Here is a 25,151-nt window from a genome sequence, read left to right as displayed (position 1 = left end):
CCTTATATTGAAACGCGAAAAACAGGAGAATAACTTTCGCCATGTCCCTTTTTTTTCATAGCGTTACGCTAATATCCCGCCGTCTGACTCTTTCAGCCTTGCTGGCTCTGTTCACCATTTTTTTGCTAAGCGGATGCAAACCCGCCGATGAAACGGTGGACGTTTCACCTCCCGCCGCCACCAGCAAAAACAGTGAGTTATGGCCACGAATAGTGAGAACCGCCAAAGGTGATATCCAAATTTCCCATCCACCGCGGCGCATTGTTTCAACCAGCATCACCATGACTGGGACTTTACTGGCAATTAATGCGCCGTTGGTCGGCACCGGTGCCACAGTGCCTAATACCACGGTGGCAGATGATCAGGGATTCTTTACCCAATGGTCTAAAGAAGCAAAAGCACGCAATCTGGTGCCGATGTATCAAACCGAACCAAACGCCGAAGCAGTAGCCAGCATGGCACCCGATATGATCATTATTTCAGCCACCGGTGGCGATTCGGCGCTGAAACTGTATGAGCAACTGTCGGCCATTGCCCCAACGCTGGTTATCAATTACGACGATAAAAGCTGGCAGGAATTGGCTCAGGTTTTAGGGCAGGCTACCGGCCATGAAGCCGATGCTGAGCGGGTTATCACTGATTTTTCGCAGCAGATGGAACAGGTAAAAAGCAGCATTACCTTACCACCACAGCCGGTTTCGGCCTTCGTGTATCAACCCGGAGGGCAAACGGCCAATATGTGGACAGAAAACTCAGCACAAGGGAAATTATTACAGGAGCTAGGTTTTAGGTTGGCAGAGATTCCCGAGGATGTTCGTGGCAATACCAGTATGGGATATCGTAAAGATATCGTTCAGTTAGGTGGGGAGAGACTGGCGGAGGGGTTAAATGGCAACACTTTTCTATTATTCTCCGGAGATCATTTAGCCATCGAGGCGCTCAAAGCAAATCAGTTTCTTGTCCATCTGACCCCCTTACAACAAGATCGAGTTTACCCGATGGGCAACGACACCTTCCGCCTGGATTACTATAGCGCCAGCAATATGTTACAGAGAATTAAGACGTTGTTTAACAAAGATTGATGTAAAATCTGAACGGATTTCGGTTGATAACCATTCAGTGAACATCAGTGCCCATGGCCTAAACGATCCGTGCATTAACACGGATCGTTACCCACATCGCGGGGATTTAATTATCGTTTCACCGGAATCGCCACTTCCTCCAGCTCAGCACTACCCATCGTCGCCTGCCGCAGTGGACGAACGCAAACCGCAATCACCGCCCCTAATCCCGCCGCCGCAAGACCACAGGACAATGCTGCCAATGCTGGGGTCATCAGGCGAGCCAACAAACCCAGCCCCAAAGCACCGAGGGATTCACCGGTAACAAACTGCACATTCCACAGACTGTTCACCCGCCCCAACAGCGCATCCGGCGTATGACTTTGTACCAACGTATATTGCAGTAATCCACTGATTGAACCCAGATAGCCGTATACGACCAATCCAGGCAATGCCAAATAGAAATTTTCCGTCATTCCCACCGTCGCAATCGATAAAAACGCCGCAATCGAAGCAAACATCAGTACCATACCGGGACGGCGTACCTGCGCAACCCAACCGCTGGTAAAGGCACCGAGGGTGGCTCCCAGAGGTACCACCGAATACATAATACCAATCTGGGAAGCACCGACATGGTAGGTATTCTCGGCCAGAGCTGGAAATAGCACCCGAATCGCCCCCACCATGCTGACCAAAGAGCCTAACAGTACCACTGAACCAACAATCTTGTTGCTGAAGACAAAGGAAATACCCTGAGCCAACGCCCGCAGCGGGTGTTGATGATGGCTGCTAATCGTTGGCTTCATTTGTGGTAATCGTAATAAAGGCAGCAGCGTCAGCAGAGTACCTGCCGCCGCAATGGTGTAGTTCCAGCCCACACCACCATAAACGATAATTAAACCACCGATTGCCGGTGATAATATCGATCCCAGCCGGACAGTCAGCATACTCAACCCGCCTGCGGCAGCCAGATTCTCCCGTCCCACCAATGATGGCGTTGCGGCCATTAACGCCGTCATGCCCAACGCACCAAAGAAACCATCCCAAGTCGCCAATACGTACAATGCCAATAGGGACGGCGTGGCAGAAAACGCATTGATACTCAGACCGACAAACCCCAGGCCGCAGGTAAAGCGAGCAAATAAAATCAATCGGCGGCGATCAAACCTATCCGCCAGCACGCCACCCAGTAGCAATCCGACAAACATTCCCAGACCATCCAATGTGACAGCTAGCCCCACTTGCAGGGTCGAACCGGTCATGGCCTGAATCTGTACGGGAACCGCAACGGTCAGCATCCCCAAACCTAAAACCGAAATCAAACGGGCAATAAAAACTGCCCGAAAATTAACGTTATTCTTTAACAGACTGAAATCCAAAAGAATGGGTGACTTTGCCATGATGATCTAATCCATTAATGTCGGCAGGGAGACTGCCGGACATGGCCCTATGACCGAAAAAGTGAGGTGTCACTCGGAGAATCGCAAGATTTTGCTGATGTCATCCGCTAATGACTCGTGCTAACATAACTTAAATAATAATGATAATCAAAACGATAACAAGAATCATTTTATTAAAGAAGATAATTATGTCATTTAATAAAGCACACAATATGCCCATGGGTACCCTACAGGCAGGCCGTTTTTCCAACGACCGCCGCCGTCTGTTCGGACTATTTTTATGCCTTATTCTGCTGTTGATCATCATGGCCTGTAGCCTGATGTTTGGCGCGAAAGCCATTCCTCTGCAACGGGTATGGCAAAGTCTGCTGGGGGAATACCACGGGCAGGACAGTATGCTGATTTTAGCCTCTCGTTTACCGCGTACCTTGATGGGTGTATTAGCCGGTGCAGCACTGGGGCTGGCGGGAGCCGTGATTCAGGCACTGACCCGTAATCCATTGGCGGATCCCGGTATTCTTGGCGTCAATGCGGGTGCCAGTTTCGCCGTTATTGTCGGTATTACCGTATTTGGTGCCAATGCCATTGGCGGTTATATGGTTTTCGCCTTTATCGGCGCAATGATAACAACGCTGCTGGTTTACTGGGTCGGAACCCTGGGTTCCGGGCGGGTTAATCCGTTACGTCTGACGCTTTCTGGCGTCGCCATCGGTGCGGTATTAGCCGGTATCTCATCTGGCATATCATTAACTCATCCAATGGTTTACGACAGTGTGCGGTTCTGGGAAGCCGGTTCTCTGGATATTCGCAATATGTCGGTGGTGATAGCCGTTACGCCCGCTATTGTCGTCGGGACTATTATTGCCTTGCTACTGGCTCGCCCACTAAATGCCATGCATATGGGTGAGGATTTGGCCGCAGCTCTGGGGGCTCATATTGGTCGTACCCAGTTTTGGGCGGTGGTTGCCGTCACTTTACTGTGTGGTGCGGCGACCGCAGCGGTCGGTCCAATTGCCTTTATCGGTCTCATGGTGCCGCATATTGCTCGCTGGCTGGTAGGCCCGAATCAAAACTGGATTCTGCCCTTTACGCTGGTAATGACGCCAATTTTGCTGCTGTTCTCCGATATTATCGGCCGCTTTCTGGTTCCCGGTGAACTGCGGGTTTCCGTAGTCACCGCCTTTATCGGCGCACCGCTGTTAATTATTTTGGTGCGGCGTAATGCAAGGATGACATCCCTGTGAAACCTGCCGTTCAACCTTGGATTATCGGTCACCGCGACGGCGCAGTGAATCTACGTGTGCGGCCTCGCAGTGTATGGGTATGCGGATTACTGTTGTTGGCTTGTCTGCTACTGGGGCTATCTGCCTTAACGCTCGGCACGCTTAAATTGTCGTTCGAGCAGGTTATCCAGGCATTATTCGGCAATAGTAGCGGATATATTGGCACCATCGTGACCCAGTGGCGTTTACCTCGCGCTACGATGGCGCTGATTTTCGGTGCTGCGTTAGGCGTCAGCGGCGCATTGTTTCAATCGATGATCCGTAACCCATTGGGCAGCCCGGATATTATTGGCTTTAACTCCGGAGCCTATAGCGGCGCACTGGTTGCTATCATCATGTTTAACGGCAGCTATTTTGAAATTGCCAGCAGCGCGCTGGCTGGTGGTCTACTCGCGGCCACGGCGGTATACCTACTGGCTTACCGTCAGGGAATTCAGGGATTTCGGTTGATTATCGTCGGGATCGCCGTCGGTGCAATGTTGACGGCATTTAATACTTGGCTAAGCATTACCGCATCACTGGAAGCGGCACTCAGTGCTGCAGCCTGGGGAGCCGGTTCTCTCAATGGCCTCACTTGGGCGAAAGCGGCACCCTCCACCCTATTTATCCTGCTGGCTATGGTGATCGTTGCCTTGCTTAGCCGTCGGATTCCGTTATTGGAGATGGGGGATGACGCCGCAGGCGCGCTGGGTATTCCAGTAGAAAAAACCCGCCTTGGGTTAATGGCAGTGGGTGTGATCCTGATGGCGGCGGTCACTGCTGCCGCTGGCCCAATTTCATTTATTGCACTGGCCGCACCGCAGATCGCCCGCCGCCTGACTGGTTCACCCTCCGTCACCCTCTGCGCTTCCGCGCTGATGGGCGCACTATTACTGGCTGCCGCCGATTTATGCGCTCAGCATCTATTTTCACCTAATCAACTGCCGGTAGGCGTGGTGACCATCAGCATCGGTGGTCTGTATCTTATTTGGCTATTAATCCGCGAGTCTCGCCGATCATGAATATTATTCATTCTACTGCTTCAGATATCACCACTAACCGCTTACAGGCCGATGCCGTAACCTTAGGCTATGAAGGAAAGATAATCAGTGAAAATCTGAATCTTTCGATTCCTGATGGTGAATTTACCGTCATTGTCGGTCCGAATGCCTGCGGTAAGTCAACGCTGTTACGTGCCTTAAGCCGCCTGTTAAAACCTCAGGCCGGTCAGGTGATTCTGGATGGCAAAAGTATCACCCGCTACGACACCAAATACGTTGCCCGTAACCTCGGCCTGCTGCCGCAAACATCGCTGGCTCCGGATGGTATCAGCGTCATGGATTTGGTCGCTCGTGGCCGTTATCCACACCAAAAATTGCTCCAGCAATGGGCTTATGCGGATCAGTTGGCGGTCAGTGAAGCTATGCAGGCCACCGGCGTCAGTGAACTGGCGGATCGCACTGTGGACTCGCTGTCTGGAGGTCAACGTCAGCGAGTATGGATTGCCATGGTACTGGCGCAGCAAACACCGTTGTTGCTGTTGGACGAACCCACTACATACCTGGATATTGCCCACCAAATCGAACTATTGGAATTGTTCGGTGATCTGAATCGCCAACGCCAGCATACTTTAGTCGCAGTATTGCACGATCTGAATCATGCTTGTCGCTACGCAACACATATTATTGCCATGCGGTGCGGCAAGATTGTGACCCAGGGGCCACCTCGTGAAGTGATCACCGCCGATTTAGTGGAGCAGGTATTTGGTATGCCTTGCATGATTATTGACGACCCGGTTTCCCATACTCCTCTGGTGATCCCCAAAGGCCGGGGTGAACGCCGCTAGCCGTTAGATTAGCCTGGTCAGGGTGGTGAGTGATAACTCCCATCTTTTGCTAGACGTTATTACGTCAGATAATCTGTTTATGAAATAAATGGATATTAGTAATGCATATCATTGATTGTTTATTATCAAATCAATCAGGATGCATAAAATGAGAGCCATCTACACACCGCCCACTATCATCCACATAGCTTCTATTGAGAAAAAAGGTCAAGCTACCAATATCAATACGAGTGATAGAACACCGTTAGCAGCAGCTTTCGCCCATAAGATTGCCTCGGTTAAAAACCAAAATACGTTATTAACCCGCCCTTCTGGCATGATTTCAGCCGCAGCCACCAAGCAAACCACCGCCGTTAACGAGACTACGGGGCAACAAAAAATCGCTGATGCTCCCCAAGCACCGCGTTCAAATCTCAGCTCATTTCTGAATAAATTCGAAAAAATTAATGCTCAATTCATTGAAAATGGTAAAAAACCAGTCGCTGGAAAAGCGAGAGATTTAACCGGCTGCAAGATACTACCGCCAAGCCATGCGCTCAATAAAGCCGTAGAAAAAGCCGCTGGAGGGATCGAAGCGGTTAAAAAACTGCATGATACTATTGTAAAACATAGCGCTGAAAAACAGATAAAACTGAAGACTGAACGCCCTGCGGCTCAGGAAATGCCTCGCGTCATTCGCCCCCAATTGGAACCAAGCAAAACGATTACGCCCTCATTAATACCCACCCCTGTTATTGCGCCCTTCAACGCCGGAGAAGCGCCCCCACCACCGCCGTTACCATCAAATGCCATGCTCAATGCAGTAGCACAAGCCAATGCGCCGAAAGTAGAGACGTCCAATCCGCAGGTGTCAGGCCAGGATCTTTTTGCAAAAAATCGCTGTAATGTGGCTAAAAATACCGCCCAGCAGAACAAGCCATTCGATGCCATATTGAAGGAGATGGCTAAAGTGCAGCTTAAAGCAACAGGACTCAAGAACAGTTAATTATCTGAGGCCGATAAATCACCGGCCTCAATCAATCGGTTTAACCTCCTTGTCCCAAACTGCCAATATCGCCTAACAGTTGGTCAAGAAGCGGCCCGAGAACTTTTAGCGTATCCGGTGACATCATGGTGATATGCGAACAATCCAATGGATACGTGCGCAGATTTTTCACATAAGGCGCCCAGATAGCTGCTGGCGTATCCCCTTCAGGTTGGGTTTGAGTGGCGACAAACAGCGTGGTTTCACCGTGGTAAACCGCCGTGGTCGCCGCCGATAACAAACCGACTGCATCGTCATAGTTAGCCTGGATTTGTTCGAACATATTACGCCGTTCTTCTTGTTCATCTCCCGCTACCGCCATAAACACCTCGCGCTCACGCGCCACTTCAGCCAGAGCTTCAGCTTCTATCGGCGCATGCCAATCCTGAGTTTCCGGTGGGTAAGTATCCAGCAAGCCGAGAAATGCTACTTCTTCACCCAATTCCTGTAGTTTTACCGCGATACCTTGCGCGATGGTGCCACCCAGAGAATATCCCATCAGATGATACGGACCCTGTGGCTGGATACGACGTAATGTCATCAGATGATGCTCACACACCGCATCCATATCACTGCATTCGGCAATAGCACCACCAGGACGCGGCGATTGCAGCCCCAGCACCGGCCACTTCCCAGCCAGATAGCGTGGTAGCTGACTGAACTGCCAAGAAAAACCCGACGCCGGATGAAGACAGAATAACGGATGCCCCTGCCCCTGACCCTGACGTAACGTCATGACTTCAGCAAAACCAATGTCATTCTGGCTCTGTATGGATTTTGGCTGACGCAGCGCGGCCGCCAGACTGGCAACAGTCGAAGCCACCATCACCTGCCCAACCGCCACTGGCTGTTTCAGTTCCCGACGTAAATCTGCCGCCAGACGCATCGCTAGCAGCGAATGACCACCAGAAGCAAAGAAATCGGTATCAGCACTGACAGATTCTATACTCAATAAACGGGCAAACAGTGTGGCGATCAGACGTTCCAAACCGGCCGCAGGCGCACGTCCGCCATCATTCGACCGGCTGACGGGTGCTGGCAAAGCTTTGCGATCCAATTTACCGTTGGCGCTTAAAGGAAACGCATTCAAACTAATGATCACCACTGGCACCATATGCGCAGGTAATCGTTCAGCTAACGCCGTGCGTAAAGCGTCAGTATCCACCGTTGGTTGTCCCGCCGGAACGATATAGCCCACCAACTGCCGACTATCGGCTCCGGCCAGCGCACCGTCGTCGGTTCCCCATGTTCGTGCCACTACCACCGCTTGTTGGACTTCTGGCCGTTCCAGCATCGCGGATTCAATTTCCCCCAATTCGATCCGTTGTCCACGGATCTTGAGCTGATCGTCACTGCGCCCCAGATATTCAACTTCGCCATTAGCCAGCCAACAGGCAATATCACCGGTGCGATACATACGCTGGCCAACCGCGAAAGGATCAGCAACAAACCGGCTGGCAGTTAGATCCGGGCGGGCGTAATACCCCTGCGCCAATTGCACTCCGCACAGATAAAGATCGCCAGCCACGCCCATCGGAACCGGTCGCAGTAAATGATCGAGAATACGCAACTGGGTGTTCCACACCGGTTTACCAATCGGCACGCTACTGCCCATGACTCGCGCCAGATCCGCGCCGGATGCCGGCTGATACGTGACATCCACCGCCGCTTCCGTTGGGCCATACAAATTATGTAACGGCGCAGCAAATATCTGCTGATAAAGCGCTGACAACTCGCGAGACAACGCCTCACCGCTACAGAATACTCGGCGTAGACTCATGCAAGGACGATCCTGTCCATGCATGGCACTGACAAAAGCGGCCAACATGGAAGGGACAAAGTGGGCAGTGGTGACGCGGTAATCTTCCATAATGGCTCGCAGCACCTCAGGATCGCGATGAGCTTCCGGCGGAGCCATCACCAATCTGGCTCCCGTGATCATCGGCCAGAAAAACTCCCATACCGAGACATCAAAGCTACAAGGGGTTTTCTGCAATACCACATCATCACTACCCAGCGGATACGCGTTTTGCATCCACAATAAGCGGTTGACGATAGCGCCGTGAGAAACCACGACGCCTTTAGGCCGCCCGGTCGATCCCGAGGTATAAATCAGGTAAGCCGGGTGATGCGGAGAAATCGATGGCGCAGTAAATGCGGTGGCAACCGGCCAAGGTTGCGTTAACTGATCCAGTAACAATAGCGAACCATGATCAGCAAAACGCGGTGCCAACTCGCTAAGTGTGATGATCAAGCGTGGTTGAGCATCTTGGATCATATAAGCCAAACGATCGTCAGGATAACCGGTATCCAGCGGTAAATAGGCTGCCCCGGCGGCCAAAATCGCCATCAGCGATAGGCTGAGATTCACTGAACGCGGCAAAGCGACGGCTACACGATCACCGGCTTGTACTCCTTGACGTTGTAGATAAGCAGCCAGTGCAGTGACTCGCTCGCGCATTTGCCGATAATTCATCTGTTCCCGACTATCCAGCAACGCTATCGCCTGCGGCGTTTTTCGCGCCTGTTCAGCCATCAAATCACATAAGGTCAGCGCCGGTAGTTCAATCCCGGTACGGTTAATCTCGGCCAGTAGCGCTTTTTCATCCGCCGTTTGCAGATCCAAGGCCGCCAGTGGCCGTTCCGGCTGCCGAATCAGAGACTCCAGCAGCATGATCACACGCTGTGCCACGCGCTGCGGATCTTTCACTGCATCGCGGTATTCCAATTGTAACTGTAGTTTTTCACCCGGCAGCGCCAGAAGCGTCAGCGGATAATGTGTATAGCCACGGTTATTTAAGCTGGCACAGCGTAAACCGCCGAACGCCCGTTGATGCAGTTCACTGTTCTCCGGATAGTTTTCTACCACCAGCAACGTATCAAACAGCGTATTGGCCGCAACCAGGCGCTGAATTTCGCCCAAGCCCAATCCATCGTGCTCCAACAGCTCAATTTGCCGTTGCTGCAAGGCTGATAATTGGGGCAGCAAGGGTAAGTCCGGCTGTAATGTCACTCTGACCGGAAGGGTGTTGCTGAATAAACCGACGTGCTGATCGATACCTTCAACGGCGCTGAATCGGCCTGACACTGGCGAACCGAACACCACATCGTTACGCCCAGTCAACGCCCCCAACAAAGTCCCCCACACGCCTTGCAGCAAGGTATTCAGCGTTAAACCTTCCCGCCGCTGTAATGCCAGCAATCCGGCTTCCAACTCGCTATCCAGTTCAATCGCCAGTTCGCGTACCGGCCCGGCTGAATCGGCATCCGGATGCAGTATCAATGGCATCACGCCCTGCATCGCCTGCTGCCAGATCTGACGATCTGGCTGTAGATCCCGCTGAGTCATCTGATTAATCAACGATCCGTAACTGACTTTAAGCGGCGGCAACGGCTGCTGAGCGTAACTGTGTAATAGATCGTGCAATATAATGGACGATGACCAACCGTCACCGATCAAATGGTGAGCGACGATCAACAGCGTATGCTGCTCGGCAGCGTAACGTACAAGCACCGCTTCCAATAATGGCTGCGGGGTGCCAGCGATCAGATCTTTCGCTAATAACGAAGTTTCCAGACGATGGAATTCAGCCAGTTGTTGTTTATCTGTCAGCGCCGAGAGATCCATTTCTCGCCACGGCACATTGATTTGTGCAGGATCGATTTGAGGCAAAATTTGCAGCGGTTCACGGTGTAATTCAGTATCGAAAATAGCGGCCAACTGCGGGTAACGCACCAGTAGGCTCGCCAATGCACGGCGTAATTGGGCTACATCTAATTCGCCCAGTAATTCAAACCGGCTGATGGCATTATAGTTGTTGGCTTCCTGGCCAAGCTGAGCGTGGAATAGCAGCCCCTGTTGCAACGGTAATACCGGCAGTATTTCAGCCACGGAACCATATTTAGCCTGCGCGGCAGCCATCAGTTGTGGTGGCAGGCTACGGGTATATTCCTGATACGAAACCGCCGTTTGAGCCAAAGGTTGCAACGCTTCAGCCATCACGGCTGGCGTTCGTAGCGCAAAGATCTCTCTCGGTGCCAAACGGTATTTATGACGACGCAGATAACTACCTAAAGCCATCGCAGAAATACTATCGCCTCCGAGTTGGAAAAAATCGTCGTCGGCACTGACACTGTCTAAGTGCAACACCTCGGCAATGGCGGCACATACGATCTTTTCCTGTGGCGTGTCTGCTGCACGTCCTGCACCAACCGTCGACCAACGCGCGCTTGGCAGCGCGGTTTTGTCTACTTTACCGTTAATATTCAGCGGTAATTGCTCCAATAGCATTAAGGTTGCGGGAACCATATATTCGGGTAAACGCTCGCTCAGTTGGCGGCGTAATTGTTGTGCCAAGGCGTCATGATCGTCCCATGCCGACGTCAACGCACAATATCCCAACAACCGATAGCTGCCAGCTAATGGTTCGGCAATCACCGCCGCCGCCATCACTTGCGGTAGTTGCAATAACGCATTTTCTACCTCTTCCAATTCAACGCGGAAACCGCGTACCTTGATTTGGTTATCGGTACGCCCCAGGAAGTCCAACTGACCATCGTCTCGCCAACACACCCGGTCACCGCTGCGATACATCAATTGCCCGTTAGCATGCGGATTGGCAATAAAACGCGCGGCTGTCAGATCAGGGCGGTGCAAATAGCCACGAGCCAGACCCGCACCAGACAAATACAATTCACCCGCCACACCGATAGGCAAAAGATTAAGTTGCCGATCCAGCACCCACACCTGCATATTGGCAATCGGTTGGCCAATGACCGGTGTCGATGAACGACGGATCGACGCCTGCAAGCTATCGACGGTGCATTCGGTTGGTCCATAAAGGTTGAATACCTGTAGATCAGGCTGCTGCCGTAGCCGTTGCCACAACGCGGTAGAAATCGCTTCTCCGCCAACGGCGAGGATACGAGGTTGATGGAACGCCTTATCTATCAGACCGGCATCCAGCAATTGCTGAAGAAATAGCGGTGTCAGATCCAGTACATCAATCTGCTGTTCCCGCACTGCCGCCACTAACGTCTGCGCATCCTGTCGCTGTAGGTCGCTGAAAATATGTAACTGATGGCCCAGAAGCATCCAGATCAGTGGATCCCAAGCGGCATCAAAGGAGAAAGACGTGGAATGCCCCACGCGCAAGCGTTGCTGTTCCGCCGCTGGAATCATGCTGCGCTGGTGGGAAAGCAGTAAATTGACTAATCCACCATGCGTATTCATTACGCCTTTTGGCCGACCAGTAGAACCCGAGGTGTAGATAATATAGGCCAACATCTCTGGATGATGGTTAACCTGACACGGCGACGCATCAGACAGCATTGTGCAGAAATCCGGATGATCTACACACAGTGTTTTAGCCACCGTCGGCAGTTGCGCCAACAAAGATTGGCAAGTGATCAACACTATCGGTGCCGCATCGGCACACATCATATTCAAACGTTCCAGCGGGTAATCGACATCCAGGGGCAGATAAACCGCTCCGGCTGCCAATATGCCGAGTAATACCACCAGCGCCTCTTCATTTCTTGGCAGCGCCACCGCCACCACATGTTGTCTGCCAACACCAAGATCGTTCAATAGGCTGGCATATTGTAGCGCGCGAGCTTCCAGCTCGGCAAAGCTGAGAGAATGCCCATTGCATTCCAGCGCGATTGCCTGTGGCTGGCGCAAAACCTGCTGATGTAAAATATCCAGCAGCGTCGTGACTCCCGCAGGAACCGGCCATTTCGCCCCCTGTCCCCACTGCTGCAATTGTGCCATTTCCCCGTCCGGCAAGATCTGCAACGCTGCCAGTGGGCGCTGAAGATCGGCACTGAACTGCTGAATCAGCAGCTGCAGGCGATTACCGTGAAGTACCAACGCCTGCTCGGTGTAACGCGCCGGATTGGCCGTTAATTCAATGCTGAGTTTTCCTTCATCAAGATACAAATTGAATTCGAGATCCTCGACTGGGCCAGAAGCCATTTGGTGAGTTATCCCGCTGATACCCGCAAAATCCAATTGATATTCAAACAGTTTAAAATTGATCGTTGGGCCATACAGATCCTGACCTGCACCAACCAGACCTAAATCACGCCGCAGCTGATCGGCTTCATAACGTTGGTGTCGCCGCAGCGCTTTCAGCTCAAGCGCCACGCGCTGTGCCACTTCAACCAACGTGAGGTCGTCCTGCATTCTGGCTTGTAACGGCAGCACATTCACCACTGGGCCAAGTGCATCGATCGCCACCGATCCGATACGGCGCATAAACGGAAAACCAACGGATAGATGCGATTGTCCACTCAGGCGATATAAATAACTCAGCACAACGGCAACGGCTATCTCTGGCTCAGACAGCCGTTGTGATTTAGCGATATCAACAATCGCTGAAAATTGTGCCGGATCAACGTGAAAATGGTGGCGTAACGGCAAAGGAGATAACCCCGCCTCGTCAGCATTTTTTCCGGGAACAGCCAGACAAACCGGCACCGGAAGCGCGGCCGCATGCTGTAGCCAGAACTGACGATCTTTCTCTTCGGCTACCGAGCCTTGATAAGCCAGATACTCGGCGACTACTTCGCTAAACGCAGTAAACGGATTATTCCCAGCAGAACCTCCCGCTAGTCGGGCGGTATAAATCTCAGCAATACGCCGTGTCAATGCGGTAAAGCTGAAACCATCCAACATCAAATGGTGATAACGCTGGTACCACAACCAGCACTCGCCATCTTGAGGCTGATCGGCTGCCGGATTCACCCGGATTAGAATTTGGCGATAACCCTGAAGCTGTCCTGCCGCCACTGACTCGCTGGCAACAAGATCCGCTGCCATTAACCGTCGAGCGCTCTCGATAGGATCGGGTTGATCGCGCAGATCCAGACATTCCGCAGGCAAAATCTGCTGCGGATCGACGCCTTGAGATAACCACTGTACCGGCCCCAAATCCCCAAGACCAAAACGGGCCTGAACGGTATCGGCTTCAGCCAGTCCTTGACGGAGTGCGAGCTGGAAATGCTCAATATCAAGGCTGCCACGCAGTTCGATATAATGCGCAACGGCATAAGCGCTGTGTTGCACGGAAATCTGATCGGCAAACCAGATGCCCGGCTGAGCGGCGACTAACGGAAATTCACTTTCGGTTACGGCAGAAAAAGTTAGGGTTGAAACCTCTGACACGGCAAAAATTCCTTATTTGGCAAGTATCAAGAATCCGGTGATTCCGGTATCTGTCCGTCGATAATATTTCTGGTCTTTCCGGCTGGCGGTTATTCTGACTGTGCGTTAATCAGGCTCAACGGACGCATATCCGTCCAATTCATTTCCAGATAACGCACGCAGCTTTCGCGCAATGCTGGGCCAAATACACTTTCCCAACCCGCAGGAATCGCGCTGAATTCCGGCCACAGACTGTACTGACGCTGCTCATTGATCAGCACCAGAAAAGGAATGGTTTCGTCATCAAAAGGGTTTACCTGATTTTCATTGATCATATTTATCACTTTCAGTTTTAGGATTGAGTAAATAATGCAGCCCGTCGATTAATCCGCCCCGCCAACAGATGGCGTCGTGCCCACCGGAATAAACGCGATACTCAACGCGGTGAGAGGATTGACCCAATACCTGACGCATCGCCTGATTAACCTGATAAATCACGTCCTCCCTGTGTCCAGCCTCCATAAAAATAGTCAGTTGATGATCGTTGCCAACACCGTTTTTAACCTGCTCGGTTAGCCAGCCAGCCATGTCTGAGCGGCCATCAGGCATCAGCATGGAATCGTCGACACTTGGCCACCAGAATGAACCCGATTGACTGAGCACACAGCCAAACCGCTGCGGCCAATGCAAACCGGCATATAACGCCGCCAAACCACCGTAACTTTGCCCTGCAACGACGGTGCGTGACGCCTGTTCGCTAAATGGCTCCAACATCGCCACCTGCGGCAATAATTCAGCCTGAATCGCCTGCCAGAATGTCGGATTACAGGGTAATTCTTCGCCCCGATGCTGCGGGTCGATGACATCGATCAAGACATACACCGCAGGAGGCAACTGACCGCTAGCGGTTTGCTGATCCAACACGCCAAAAACTGGTTGCCCCTGTGCCCAATATTGACCATCCAGCAGAATCACCAATGGCCGATCTTGCTTATGATCGGTTTTACCAGTTGTGTATAGCCAAACTTTGCGAGTATTACCGAGCAATTTGCTGCCCCAATCGATTTTGTGCAAACGTTCAAGATCCAGTGATTGCGGGTTACCAGCGTCGACAGATTGCCAGGCGGGCTGTGGAAGAGAGGCGGAAAGATGCACCGCAGAAAGTGCAGTTCCGCGATGACTGTAATGTGGACAAGTCAGGTTCAACGGATCGCATTCGGCCAGTTCAAGCAGAGCTATCCATCCATTACGCTGCGCCATACGTCGTTGTTCATACGTACCTTCCGGTAATTGCAAACACTGTGCAGCGGTCACCGGAATGACACTGTAGCTACCACGAAAATCCGCTTCTACTTCGGTCTGCCAATACCAAACATCGGTATCACCGAGGCGTTTCAGATATTCAGGCGAGAAACTATGGTGGTCAGTGACACCGTTCACATCAATATAGACGCGGTCTAATGCTGACTGCTGAGCGTTACCCTGTGGATCACGCCATAAAAAAGTCAATTTCACCTGCTCGGTGCTGACTGACTCGACCAGTGGAGTACCCCACTGCGCCACCATCTGCCACCATGACTCACTACCTGCCTGTGGGTCGGTTAACCAGTTCTGGCTAACGGGATAACGGTTGACTACATTCACACCCTTTCCTCGCTGTTTTAGCTGTTTTAACTTCCCTATCTCGATCCTGACAACAATTAAGCAGACTTATGATTGATACATATATATTAGGGATTAAAAGTAAACACAAATAATATTGAGAACTATTTGTGTTTGCAATAACATAGTTACTATTCGCTCTAATGCATCGACTTAGATTCGCTTTACCCAAAGGAAAATGGGTGCTGTTTTACAAAAAAACAAAACCTTAATACTGATATGGACATAGCGATGCAATCAATGTGGCTGGGTAAACAGCCTTGGAGACACCGAGTTAAGGTTTGGCTGGGATGCACGATAAGTCAGATCTGACAGTGCGTAATACCAGGTAAATTTAAGCCTGGATGGCACTTTGCCCAATAGATTTCAAAACGTAGTTAGGGGCTAAAAACAATAAATTTCATCCGCTTGAATCACTAAGCGATAGAGATAAGTTAACAGCTGCCAACATCGCTACAGCTTGAAAAACGGAGGGTATAACCCACTTGTTATTTTATTTATTGTGTTCTAGGTAAGGGATAAATCATGTTTGATCTTTCGGGCAAATTGCTGCCAAGGAAATTACCACTGCGTGTTGGAACCACATCAAAAACATTACTATTTACCTCAGCGCTTATTCTTATTCCATCAATGGCTGTTCAGGCCGAAACGAATAAAACGGCGACTACCACCAAGGAAGATAAATTGGTGGTAGTGGCTCAGACCACTGGGCAGCAAGATACCGGTTTTGTCGCCACCCATAATACGACTGGCACCAAAACTGATACACCTCTGATTAAGACACCTCAGGCAATCTCTGTTATTACCCGGGAACAAATGGCTGCTCAGGATGCCAGTTCTGTCGCACAGGCATTACGTTATACCGCTGGGGTTATTGCTGAGTATCGCGGTGCATCAAACCTGAATGATGAAGTCACCATTCGTGGCTTTGGCTCCGTACCACGTTTTCTGGATGGTTTAAGCTACAGCTCCGTTGGCGGTGTGCGCCGTGCTGGTCAGATTGATCCCTGGATGCTGGAACGTGTTGAAGTGGTGCGTGGCCCGGCATCTGTTTTATACGGCCAGGTTAACCCCGGCGGCCTGATCAATATGGTGAGCAAACGTCCTACGGCTGAAAGCATTCATAAAATTCAGGTACGAGCCGGTAATAATCATCTGGCTGAAGCCGCATTTGATTTTGGTGGTGTCGTGGATGATGAAGGAAAAGTACTGTACCGCTTAAACGGTATTGGTCGTACCCAACATGATGCAGTAGACACATTTAAACAAGAGCGTTTTGCCATTGCTCCGGCCATCACTTTCCTACCGAATGAAGATACCAGTTTTACATTATTAACCAGTTATCAACGTGAACCGGAAGCCGGCTCTCGTAACTTCTTACCGAAAAATGGATTACTGGTTCCGACTCAGTACGGTTATATTCCGCGTGACTTTAACGTCAGCGATCCGGCATTTGACCAGTCATGGCGTGAACAAACTTCTGTCGGCTATGCCTTAGAGCATTATATCAACGACACCTTTAAATTCCGTCAGAACCTGCGCTACACCCAAATCAAACAGCATTATAATTATCTGGTCTTTATGGATATGCAGGCGGATAACCGAACAATGAACCGCCGTGCACAAATTGAAAGACAACAATCCGGCGAATTCTCGGTTGATAACCAATTACAGGCGGATTTCTGGACTGGCGAGTTAAATCATACGGTATTAACCGGATTTGACTACAAACGCAGTCGAATTGACGGCCAATTCCTCATGGATCGAGGCAGTAAATATAATCTGGACTGGGTTTCACCCGTTTATGGACTGAATATTAAAGAAAGTGATTTATCGCTCATTGATGACAACTTGAATAAGTTGGATCAGGTGGGGATTTATTTGCAGGACCAAATCGAATATGGCAGCTGGAACCTGTTGCTATCGGGTCGTTATGACTGGTCACAACTCAAATCATTGAGCCGCATCACGAACAAACTGACCCAGCAGGATGACAACGCTTTCACCGGTCGTGCCGCGGTACTGTATGCCTTTGATTCCGGTATTTCTCCTTACGTCAGCTACAGTACTTCGTTTGAACCGAACACCGGTAAAGGAGCGCCAGGTAGCGAAGCATTGAAACCTATTACTGCCCGTCAATTGGAAGCCGGTGTCAAATACCAACCGCCGGGCAGCAAAACCTTGATGACCGCAGCTCTGTACGATTTGCGCCAAAAAAACATCAACCAACGAGATCCCATTCTGAACTACGATATCCCAGTCGGTGAAGTTCAGTCACAAGGTTTGGAAACCGAGTTAAAAAGTGCCCTTAACGACAATCTCGACCTGATTTTGTCTTATACCTACACCACGGCAAAAACCCGCGAAACCACCCGTGCTGGCGAGCAAGGTAAAATGCCGGTAACCATTCCGCACCACGCTGCGGCACTGTGGGGAATGTATACCTTCGACAACGGCGTACTGGATGGTTTATCGACCGGTGCTGGCATTCGCTATATCGGCACCAGTTGGGGGGACAGAAAAAACACCTTCAAAGTTCCAGCATCTACCGTCTATGACTGGATGATGCGCTACCAGCTGGGCAACGCAGTCCCGACGCTGAAAGGCACTTCGGTGCAGGTTAACCTCAGTAACCTCACTGATAAGAAATACGTTTCGACCTGTTCATCAAACGATACCTGTTTCTACGCCCCGGGCCGGTCAGCTACCGCAACCGTCAGCTATTCCTGGTAAGACTTAATTTAGTCGCTATGCCGCGCCGATCAAACGATCGGTGCGGATCTTTAGGTTCCGACGCCTATTTCACCAATTAAACTGGCCGCCGATATCCATCGACCTTTAGCCCGCTCCTAACGCCCTGCCATCATTACCGACGGAAAGCGATGTAGATTTCAACTTCCGTCACACGGTAAAAAACGAAAAATGGCGTTCTATCACCTCGCCACCTAAAACGCGCTGGTCAATATATCCAGAACATCACAGAGCAGCTTGCTCGCTGACGCTCTTGGTGCTTTACCTGCCGGTCACCTTGATGATGACGTTTTATTCAACGGAATATCACCTTTGGCAAAATTCACGATAGCGCATTGATTATGGTTATCCGATATTCAATTTCAGCGTGATAGACTTTAACCTCATCAGTCACTCTGACAAGCTATGTACAGGTATTATTTAATGAGGATTAACGATGAGTCGTGAGATCAACAAAGACACCCGTTTGTGTATATCACTGGCCGGTCGGCCGGGTAACTTTGGTACCCGATTCCATAACTTCCTGTATCAGGAATTGGATCTCAATTACATCTATAAAGCCTTCACCACGACAGATATTGAGGCGGCAGTCGGCGGTGTAAGGGCTCTGGGTATCCGTGGCTGTGCCGTCTCAATGCCGTTTAAAGAAGTCTGTATTCCATTCTTAGACCAGCTGGATACCTCTGCTACCGCTATTGAATCAGTCAATACAATAGTTAACGATGATGGGTTCCTGCGCGCTTATAATACTGACTATATCGCTATTGCCAGGTTACTGAGCCAATATCAGGTACCAAAAGAAACCTCGTTTATTTTACGCGGCAGTGGCGGAATGGCTAAAGCAGTGGTCGCAGCACTACGTGACGCTGGCTTTAAACACGGTCATATCATTGCTCGTAATGAAAGAACCGGCAAACTGCTGGCCGATAATTATGGCTACCAATGGCAGGCTGAAGTGGGTGATTTGGTGGCCGACATGCTAATTAACGTCACACCTATTGGTATGGCAGCGGGTACCGAGGCCAATGCATTGGCTTTCGAACCTGCGACTATTGACCAGGCAAAAATAGTGTTTGATGTGGTTGCTCTACCGGTAGAAACACCATTTATTCGCTATGGTCGCGCTCATGGCAAGCAAATTATCAGCGGTGCAGAAGTCATCGCCATCCAGGCCGTTGAACAATTCGTTCTTTATACTGGAGTACGTCCGACCGATGAACAAGTAGAGCGTGCTGCAGCTCACGCCCGTAGCTAATCTCTTTTCGCATTATCAGGTGAACACCGGCTCGCCGGAGGTTAATGACCAAATGCTCGCCGCGGTGAAAACCGGCAGATCGTCCAGACACCGTGAATACGTCCTTGTCGGCTCGTTCCGCGCCATCCTTGGCGCGGATGCTTGACTCTTCTAACGGCCTTCCCCACCAGAGATCGCAAAATCAAGGTTTGTCTACTGTCTGAGGCGAACTCTCATTCGCCTGCCCATACTCCCCCCTCTAGTGTTACCCGCAATAAAAACTGTCATCTTCAAATATTCACATTAAAAATATCCATCAATAACAAAGTTATATTATAAATATAACATAAAGGAAAAAATAGAATACGTCATAAAACTCAAAAAGTCAGAATGTAAAACAAAAAGAAAAAAAGACACTTAAACAGAATAAATAAAAAAGTTCAAATTTAACAACTAATTTTAAGAAAGTTGAGATGTTTTTATAAAGACAAAATAATTAGAATTTAATAACGTAGACTTTCCAATAAGGAGGATTGTATTTATTAAAGTTTGAATTGAGACATCAATAAAAAAATGAAATGAAAAGTTAAAAAACAGCGTTGATTACTTTAAAAATAAGACTAAATAAACCACACATAACAGGTACTCTTCAGTATGACAAAAAATAACACTGAGAATGAGTTTGAACTCGAAAACGGCGTGATTTTTTCGCCAGCAAGACGTTATCTGCACGGCCCCGATGCACCACCAGTAATACTAACCGAAAATAATATCCGATTTCTTCAATTACTTCTCAATGGCATTACAGATAAAGAAAGTATTATTAACGAAGTCTGGAAAGAACAAAATGGCGCTATCAGTGAAAGTAGCTATTACGGGCAGATTTATATGCTAAGAAAAGCATTCAATCAAGTAGGTCTGAATGAATCATTGATTCATACTATTCCACGTAAAGGAGTTCGCTATATCGGTTCGGCCATGCCTTTATTAGTCACTGAAGCAAACGATATCTTAGGAAAAAATAAACATCCGCTTATCTCGACCACTACTCTGCATGCAGTTAACCTAGGTGATGACGAAAAAACCGCCGCCACCAAGATGTTCAGAATGAATACATATCATCGCTGGAAAAAAATCTTCTTTTACAGCTTAACCTTCCTTGCCACTTGCTGGCTTTCATCTCTAACAATCTTGATAATTATTTATTTAAATAAGTAACACATCAAAAATCGCCGTAGTTCTCAAATATTTATTTTTAAAGAGTTATTGGGATGTAAAAATGAATTTCTATAAAAAAAACGTTTTAATTAATCCACTACTTCCGAGGAGAGAGCGGTTTGTAGTTTGTAAAATAACCATTTAACCTTAAAAGGATTTTATATGAAAAACGTTATGACTAAAGCCTATGTGTCTGCCCAAATAAAAATCGAAGAATTTGCTAAAAATAATAAAGGTACCATTATTGAATACGTTCTGATAGCGGCTTTCAGTGCAGCTATCATGACAACCTTTAAAGCAGAAATTTCGGGGTTAGTTACTGACCTTATTACCAAGGTAACAGCGGTAGGTTCTTTATAAATAGAGGTTTTATTTAACCATCAAAAACGCGGTGAACAATCACCGCGTTCCTCTATAAAACCCAGGAAAATAGCGATAATGGAGATTATCCACTTACTATTATTATCATTACTTTTATTACAATTACTATGGGCCTGCTATACCGACATCCGATACCGAATAATTGGTAATGATTTAATTGTTAGCATGCTGTTTACTGCAATGGCGTTTAGTTTTAGTTATCGTGGTAGTATTTCACTTATCTTTCCATTAATAATATTAACCATTGGTTTCATTATATTTATATTTGGATTAATCGGGGGTGGTGATGTAAAAATGATAACGGTACTCGCTTGCACGTTAACACCGATGCAAACATATCACTTTATTACTTACACAGCCATTATGGGTGGTGTTGTAATGATTATTGGCTTGGTTATATCACGCTCTGACATAAAAGAAAGAGGAGTACCTTATGGCGTAGCGATTGCCTCAGGTTTTTCGCTGTCACTGTTCAGCTAAAAAACACCTGACACCATAATCTAAAAGGATATAACAAGTGAACCATAGAGCCATGATAATACTATCAATATTTATTATATCTATAGGATTGATTGGTCTATTTGCAAAAAAAGACCATCCGACGGATATAATCAACTTAAATGTAATTAAGGATGAGGATATAAAAATCTCTATTGCCATCGCTAATAAAGATATTAAACCAGGGGCATTATTGAACAAAGATGACTATATCCTATCCAGTGAAATTGTTGAGTCTTCAAGCAAAAAGAAAGAAGTAGATATATCAAAAATAAAAGATTTCAACGGAGCCATCGCTAAAATCGGGATAAAAAAAGGCTCCTATATCACTCATGATATGATTTCGTTACCAGAAAATCATGATTACTATAAGTATACATTACAAGCTAATGAGATAGTCTATTTTTTTAATATTTATAAAAAAGATAGTTACCTACTGAATATGACTAAAGTGGGTGACAAACTCACATTAAGTCTTAGAACATTGGATGTTTACCAAGATAGATCAGAACGCAATGGGATGTCACTGGAGACAAAAGATTTAAAGGCCACCAGAAGAAACAGTTATTCATTGAATAAAATAACTGGTGCTATGACAGTGATAAAAGTAAAGCAATTTACTGAAGATGAGTTATCAAAAAATAATGAAAGAAATATAAGGGATGCGGAAAAATTAATAGGCTATATAGAAGTCACGATGAATGAACAAGATCTACTGTCTATTCATACGTTGGAAAAATCTGGGGATATTATTCTTACACCTTTTGATCATGCTGACACGGTGATCACAACAGAAAATATCATACCACGACTGCGTAAGGTAAGAGAATTAAGAGGATGAATAAAATAAAATCAAAAAATATGATGGAAAATATAATACTCCCTTTGTTTCTGCTTCTGGCTTGTGGTATCAGCACATCTAACTGTCATGCAGAAGCACTATATTTAGCCACGGGAGAGTCACACATCATAAATGTAAAAGATGAAATAGACACTATTTTTTCATCTGCAACTAAAGTTGCCGATTATGAACTGATAGGGACAAATAGCATTATTATTTATGCTAAAGAAGAAGGTTTGGCAGAATTTAACTTATTTGATAAAAAAAATAAACCCATTCATAAAGTCGCTGTATTCGTAGACAAAATAATAAGCAAAGCCAAGAAGCGCATAAGAATAGAGTATCCGGACAGTCAGATAAACATCAATAAACTGGGTGAAGGCTATATATTGACAGGCACCGCCCAGACTGAAGAAGCCAGAGAGACTATCGAAAAGATCGTCGCAAACGCCATTGGTAGCGTGCCGGTACGGCAGGAAAAATGGGGCTACACCATCCATAGTCACAGCAATATTACTAATAAAATCACCATACCGGTCACTAATCAGGTAAATGTGAAACTCACCATCGCAGAAGTCACAAAAGACTTCACAGATAATATTGGTTTGGACTGGAGCACTATCGGTAACGTGAGCGGCAGCTTTCACTTTACCCAATTCAATGCCGGAAAAATCAGCACGTTAGTTCAGGCAATTAATGATGAATCTGTTGCCAGAGTATTAGCTGAACCTAATCTCTCGGTACTTTCAGGTGAAACCGCATCGTTCCTGGTTGGTGGAGAACTCCCAATTGTTTCAACTACTCAGAATACAATCAATGTTAGCTATAAAGAATTCGGCATTAAATTAAATATCGGTGCAAAAGTCAGTGAAAGTAAACGTATTCGAGTCAAGCTAGACGAAGAAGTCAGCAGCCTCGATAAAATGTTTAATGTTGATGGTGGTAGTTCCTATCCTGCATTACGCACAAGAAAAGCAGGAACAACGGTAGAGTTAGGAGATGGCGAAAGCTTTATTCTCGGTGGACTCATCAGTAGAGAAGATAAAGAAAATTTGAAAAAAATCCCCCTTATTGGAGATATTCCTATTTTAGGAGCTCTATTTCGTAAAACGGGAACCCAGACAAAACGCAGCGAATTAGTTGTTATCGCAACCGTTAATCTGGTTAAGCCGATGCAAAGCAAAGATGTTGGGCTACCTGATTTTATGAAAACTTCAACGCTTGAACGATTCTTCAATTACACATTTATACGTGAATCAAAGCAGGAAAAATTAGCGAAGAAATTTCTCAGTCAAGGAGGATTTATCAAATGATAACACTTACTACCCTACTATTATTATTGGTATCATCTTTCTCCTCTGCACATATGTCGATAAAACCAGAAAATAACCATTTCTTTAAGGAATACACCGAAGAAAATACACTTTACATATATGATGTTTTATCAGATTTTAGTCCAAATAGCATTTCACAAGGCATAGTCGATAAGAAGAAAAACATAACTAAAATTGAAATATTATACTCAAACAAAAAAAACCTTAATAAAATAAACTTGCTTAGAAACGATTTTATCAAGCATGGCTTGGAAAATAAAAAAGTGATCATCATTGATAGGAAAAAGGAGATAAAAAACGCAGATAACTTAATCGAAATTAAATACTACTATCTAAAACAAAAGGATAACAAGTGCTATTACAATCATAATAATTATAGGTCAGATTTTAACGATAATCTTGGCTGTGCGCTACACAACAACATGCTTTATTCATCCAATAATTATAATGGCACACTTTACAAATGGTGACACCATGCAGCTTATTATCAATAGCAATTTAATTTCAAAAAAAGAAGTTAACACAAAAAAAACCGTCTCATTAATAAGTAATAGAGCAGAAATAATAGATAGAGTATCTGAGCAAATTAGAATAACAGATGAGTTTGAAATAGATGAAGTAAGGGTCGATATATTTGAAAAAAACACATTTCACATATCCACCTCAAGTTATGGTGTAATCATTGATATTGCATATCACACAGATATCGATGCAATAAAAAATTTAATAAAAACTCATATCCCTCGTGTTAGCTGGTGCATAATTATAGGCGATAATGATTCAATCTCAAACTCTCAACGATTTATTGAACAAGGCTTGCTGTATTTACAAAGTGCCTCACAAATTGATGGCCTAGCGCAACGTTTACAAAAAGGCATTCAGATAGAGAGTGATCGCAGGGCATTTTTTATCAGTGTGTTTGGATGCCGTGGTGGCGTAGGAACAACGCTGATCAGTTTTCATTTGGCAAATGCAATAAGTGAAATAAAAAAATCGCCCACTCTACTCATTCAAGGTAATCATGGGTCACAAGACATTGATCTACTGAGTGAAAAAAAAATAGATCAGAACACTATTAACTATAATAAAGACTTAGATCTTATGTTACTTAAAGAAAACAGCCTAGACAGCATAAATGAGAACAATAATAAAAAACATAACTTTATTATATTTGACCAATCAATTCATAACACTTCCACCGAAGAGCTAGATGAATATATAAAACAATCTCATTGCATCATTATTTTATTAGATCATAGTATGGTATCAGTTAGAGTTGCGAAAAAAATGATAAAGACGCTTGAAAAACATAGAATTGAAAATAATCATAAAGTTAGATTTATTTTGTGTTTAAACGAAAGCAGACCGTTGACAAGCTCTATGTTATCAACCCAGGACATTCAATCATTATTATCGAAAAATATTGACGAAAAAATAAATTACATTAACAAACCAAGAGAGAAATAAAACAGTAATAATTACTTTGAAAAAA

The 25,151-nt window shown here is 47.0% G+C and carries 18 protein-coding genes; 14 read left to right on the top strand and 4 right to left on the bottom strand.

What is annotated here, in order from left to right; translation table 11 throughout:
- Positions 1-41: 41 nt before the first annotated feature.
- On the top strand, positions 42-1,082 hold the full coding sequence (fepB, locus tag DJ39_RS04380) for a Fe2+-enterobactin ABC transporter substrate-binding protein (RefSeq protein WP_038244836.1): 1,041 nt from the start codon (positions 42-44) through the stop codon (positions 1,080-1,082).
- A 110-nt stretch (positions 1,083-1,192) separates the two neighbouring features.
- Here fepB and entS read toward each other — a convergent pair whose 3' ends face one another.
- Positions 1,193-2,461 (bottom strand): enterobactin transporter EntS, encoded by a 1,269-nt coding sequence (gene entS / locus DJ39_RS04375; protein ID WP_004721991.1) that lies wholly within the window; start codon positions 2,459-2,461, stop codon positions 1,193-1,195.
- Between the two features lie 188 nt (positions 2,462-2,649).
- Here entS and fepD point away from each other — a divergent pair, with 188 nt between their 5' ends.
- The 4 genes from fepD to DJ39_RS04355 all read left to right on the top strand — a co-directional run bounded on the left by fepD (position 2,650) and on the right by DJ39_RS04355 (position 6,554).
- Complete coding sequence (gene fepD / locus DJ39_RS04370) at positions 2,650-3,705, top strand: Fe(3+)-siderophore ABC transporter permease (RefSeq protein WP_004721996.1); 1,056 nt, start codon at positions 2,650-2,652, stop codon at positions 3,703-3,705.
- Positions 3,702-4,745, top strand: coding sequence for an iron-enterobactin ABC transporter permease (gene fepG / locus DJ39_RS04365; RefSeq protein WP_038244842.1), 1,044 nt, complete (start codon positions 3,702-3,704; stop codon positions 4,743-4,745). Before fepD ends, fepG begins: the two co-directional genes overlap by 4 nt.
- A complete protein-coding gene (locus tag DJ39_RS04360; protein WP_045844292.1) occupies positions 4,742-5,569 on the top strand; it encodes an ABC transporter ATP-binding protein in 828 nt (275 codons plus the stop codon). Before fepG ends, DJ39_RS04360 begins: the two co-directional genes overlap by 4 nt.
- Positions 5,570-5,717: 148 nt before the next feature.
- Positions 5,718-6,554, top strand: a complete 837-nt coding sequence (locus DJ39_RS04355; protein WP_038251168.1) for a hypothetical protein — start codon at positions 5,718-5,720, stop codon at positions 6,552-6,554.
- 40 nt (positions 6,555-6,594) lie between these two features.
- Here the strand turns inward: DJ39_RS04355 and DJ39_RS04350 are convergent, their stop codons facing one another.
- The 3 genes from DJ39_RS04350 to fes form a co-directional block, all read right to left on the bottom strand.
- A complete protein-coding gene (locus DJ39_RS04350; protein WP_004722003.1) occupies positions 6,595-13,761 on the bottom strand; it encodes a non-ribosomal peptide synthetase in 7,167 nt (2,388 codons plus the stop codon).
- Between the two features lie 89 nt (positions 13,762-13,850).
- Entirely contained in the window at positions 13,851-14,075 is a 225-nt protein-coding gene (locus DJ39_RS04345; RefSeq protein ID WP_038244851.1) for an MbtH family protein, read from the bottom strand.
- Positions 14,065-15,384: an enterochelin esterase gene (fes, locus tag DJ39_RS04340; protein WP_004722008.1), complete on the bottom strand. Its 1,320-nt coding sequence runs from the start codon at positions 15,382-15,384 to the stop codon at positions 14,065-14,067. Before fes ends, DJ39_RS04345 begins: the two co-directional genes overlap by 11 nt.
- Before the next feature lie 543 nt (positions 15,385-15,927).
- Between fes and DJ39_RS04335 the strand changes: the two genes are divergently transcribed.
- The 9 genes from DJ39_RS04335 to DJ39_RS04295 all read left to right on the top strand — a co-directional run bounded on the left by DJ39_RS04335 (position 15,928) and on the right by DJ39_RS04295 (position 25,126).
- Complete coding sequence (locus DJ39_RS04335; protein WP_004722010.1) at positions 15,928-18,135, top strand: TonB-dependent siderophore receptor; 2,208 nt, start codon at positions 15,928-15,930, stop codon at positions 18,133-18,135.
- A 454-nt stretch (positions 18,136-18,589) separates the two neighbouring features.
- The gene (locus tag DJ39_RS04330; protein WP_004722012.1) at positions 18,590-19,408 is read left to right on the top strand and encodes a shikimate 5-dehydrogenase; all 819 of its coding nucleotides are present in this window, start codon (positions 18,590-18,592) and stop codon (positions 19,406-19,408) included.
- Positions 19,409-20,041: 633 nt separating this feature from the next.
- Positions 20,042-20,605, top strand: coding sequence for a winged helix-turn-helix domain-containing protein (locus tag DJ39_RS04325; RefSeq protein WP_004720963.1), 564 nt, complete (start codon positions 20,042-20,044; stop codon positions 20,603-20,605).
- A 162-nt stretch (positions 20,606-20,767) separates the two neighbouring features.
- On the top strand, positions 20,768-20,965 hold the full coding sequence (locus DJ39_RS04320; protein WP_004720966.1) for a hypothetical protein: 198 nt from the start codon (positions 20,768-20,770) through the stop codon (positions 20,963-20,965).
- Positions 20,966-21,043: 78 nt separating this feature from the next.
- Positions 21,044-21,466: an A24 family peptidase gene (locus tag DJ39_RS04315; RefSeq protein ID WP_038251166.1), complete on the top strand. Its 423-nt coding sequence runs from the start codon at positions 21,044-21,046 to the stop codon at positions 21,464-21,466.
- Positions 21,467-21,503: 37 nt separating this feature from the next.
- A complete protein-coding gene (locus DJ39_RS04310; protein ID WP_038244859.1) occupies positions 21,504-22,325 on the top strand; it encodes an SAF domain-containing protein in 822 nt (273 codons plus the stop codon).
- Complete coding sequence (locus tag DJ39_RS04305; RefSeq protein WP_038244863.1) at positions 22,322-23,638, top strand: type II and III secretion system protein family protein; 1,317 nt, start codon at positions 22,322-22,324, stop codon at positions 23,636-23,638. Before DJ39_RS04310 ends, DJ39_RS04305 begins: the two co-directional genes overlap by 4 nt.
- A complete protein-coding gene (locus DJ39_RS04300) occupies positions 23,635-24,129 on the top strand; it encodes a hypothetical protein (RefSeq protein ID WP_038251163.1) in 495 nt (164 codons plus the stop codon). Before DJ39_RS04305 ends, DJ39_RS04300 begins: the two co-directional genes overlap by 4 nt.
- A gap of 4 nt (positions 24,130-24,133) precedes the next feature.
- Positions 24,134-25,126, top strand: coding sequence for a CpaE/TadZ family protein (locus tag DJ39_RS04295; protein WP_004720977.1), 993 nt, complete (start codon positions 24,134-24,136; stop codon positions 25,124-25,126).
- Positions 25,127-25,151 lie beyond the last annotated feature (25 nt).

This window comes from Yersinia ruckeri ATCC 29473 (genome assembly GCF_000754815.1).
In the GTDB taxonomy this organism is placed as follows: Bacteria; Pseudomonadota; Gammaproteobacteria; order Enterobacterales; family Enterobacteriaceae; genus Yersinia; species Yersinia ruckeri.
This window is presented reverse-complemented; position numbering and strand designations above follow the sequence as displayed.

What these genes read in the sequence shown, in the direction of transcription:
- DJ39_RS04300 (WP_038251163.1), top strand. Translation starts at nt 23,635, where the DNA reads ATGATAACACTTACTACCCTACTATTATTATTGGTATCATCTTTCTCC.
- DJ39_RS04305 (WP_038244863.1), top strand. Translation starts at nt 22,322, where the DNA reads ATGAATAAAATAAAATCAAAAAATATGATGGAAAATATAATACTCCCT.
- DJ39_RS04320 (WP_004720966.1), top strand. Translation starts at nt 20,768, where the DNA reads ATGAAAAACGTTATGACTAAAGCCTATGTGTCTGCCCAAATAAAAATC.
- DJ39_RS04330 (WP_004722012.1), top strand. Translation starts at nt 18,590, where the DNA reads ATGAGTCGTGAGATCAACAAAGACACCCGTTTGTGTATATCACTGGCC.
- fepD (WP_004721996.1), top strand. Translation starts at nt 2,650, where the DNA reads ATGTCATTTAATAAAGCACACAATATGCCCATGGGTACCCTACAGGCA.
- DJ39_RS04325 (WP_004720963.1), top strand. Translation starts at nt 20,042, where the DNA reads ATGACAAAAAATAACACTGAGAATGAGTTTGAACTCGAAAACGGCGTG.
- DJ39_RS04295 (WP_004720977.1), top strand. Translation starts at nt 24,134, where the DNA reads ATGCAGCTTATTATCAATAGCAATTTAATTTCAAAAAAAGAAGTTAAC.
- DJ39_RS04335 (WP_004722010.1), top strand. Translation starts at nt 15,928, where the DNA reads ATGTTTGATCTTTCGGGCAAATTGCTGCCAAGGAAATTACCACTGCGT.
- DJ39_RS04360 (WP_045844292.1), top strand. Translation starts at nt 4,742, where the DNA reads ATGAATATTATTCATTCTACTGCTTCAGATATCACCACTAACCGCTTA.
- DJ39_RS04345 (WP_038244851.1), bottom strand. Translation starts at nt 14,075, where the DNA reads ATGATCAATGAAAATCAGGTAAACCCTTTTGATGACGAAACCATTCCT.
- entS (WP_004721991.1), bottom strand. Translation starts at nt 2,461, where the DNA reads ATGGCAAAGTCACCCATTCTTTTGGATTTCAGTCTGTTAAAGAATAAC.
- fepB (WP_038244836.1), top strand. Translation starts at nt 42, where the DNA reads ATGTCCCTTTTTTTTCATAGCGTTACGCTAATATCCCGCCGTCTGACT.
- DJ39_RS04315 (WP_038251166.1), top strand. Translation starts at nt 21,044, where the DNA reads ATGGAGATTATCCACTTACTATTATTATCATTACTTTTATTACAATTA.
- DJ39_RS04355 (WP_038251168.1), top strand. Translation starts at nt 5,718, where the DNA reads ATGAGAGCCATCTACACACCGCCCACTATCATCCACATAGCTTCTATT.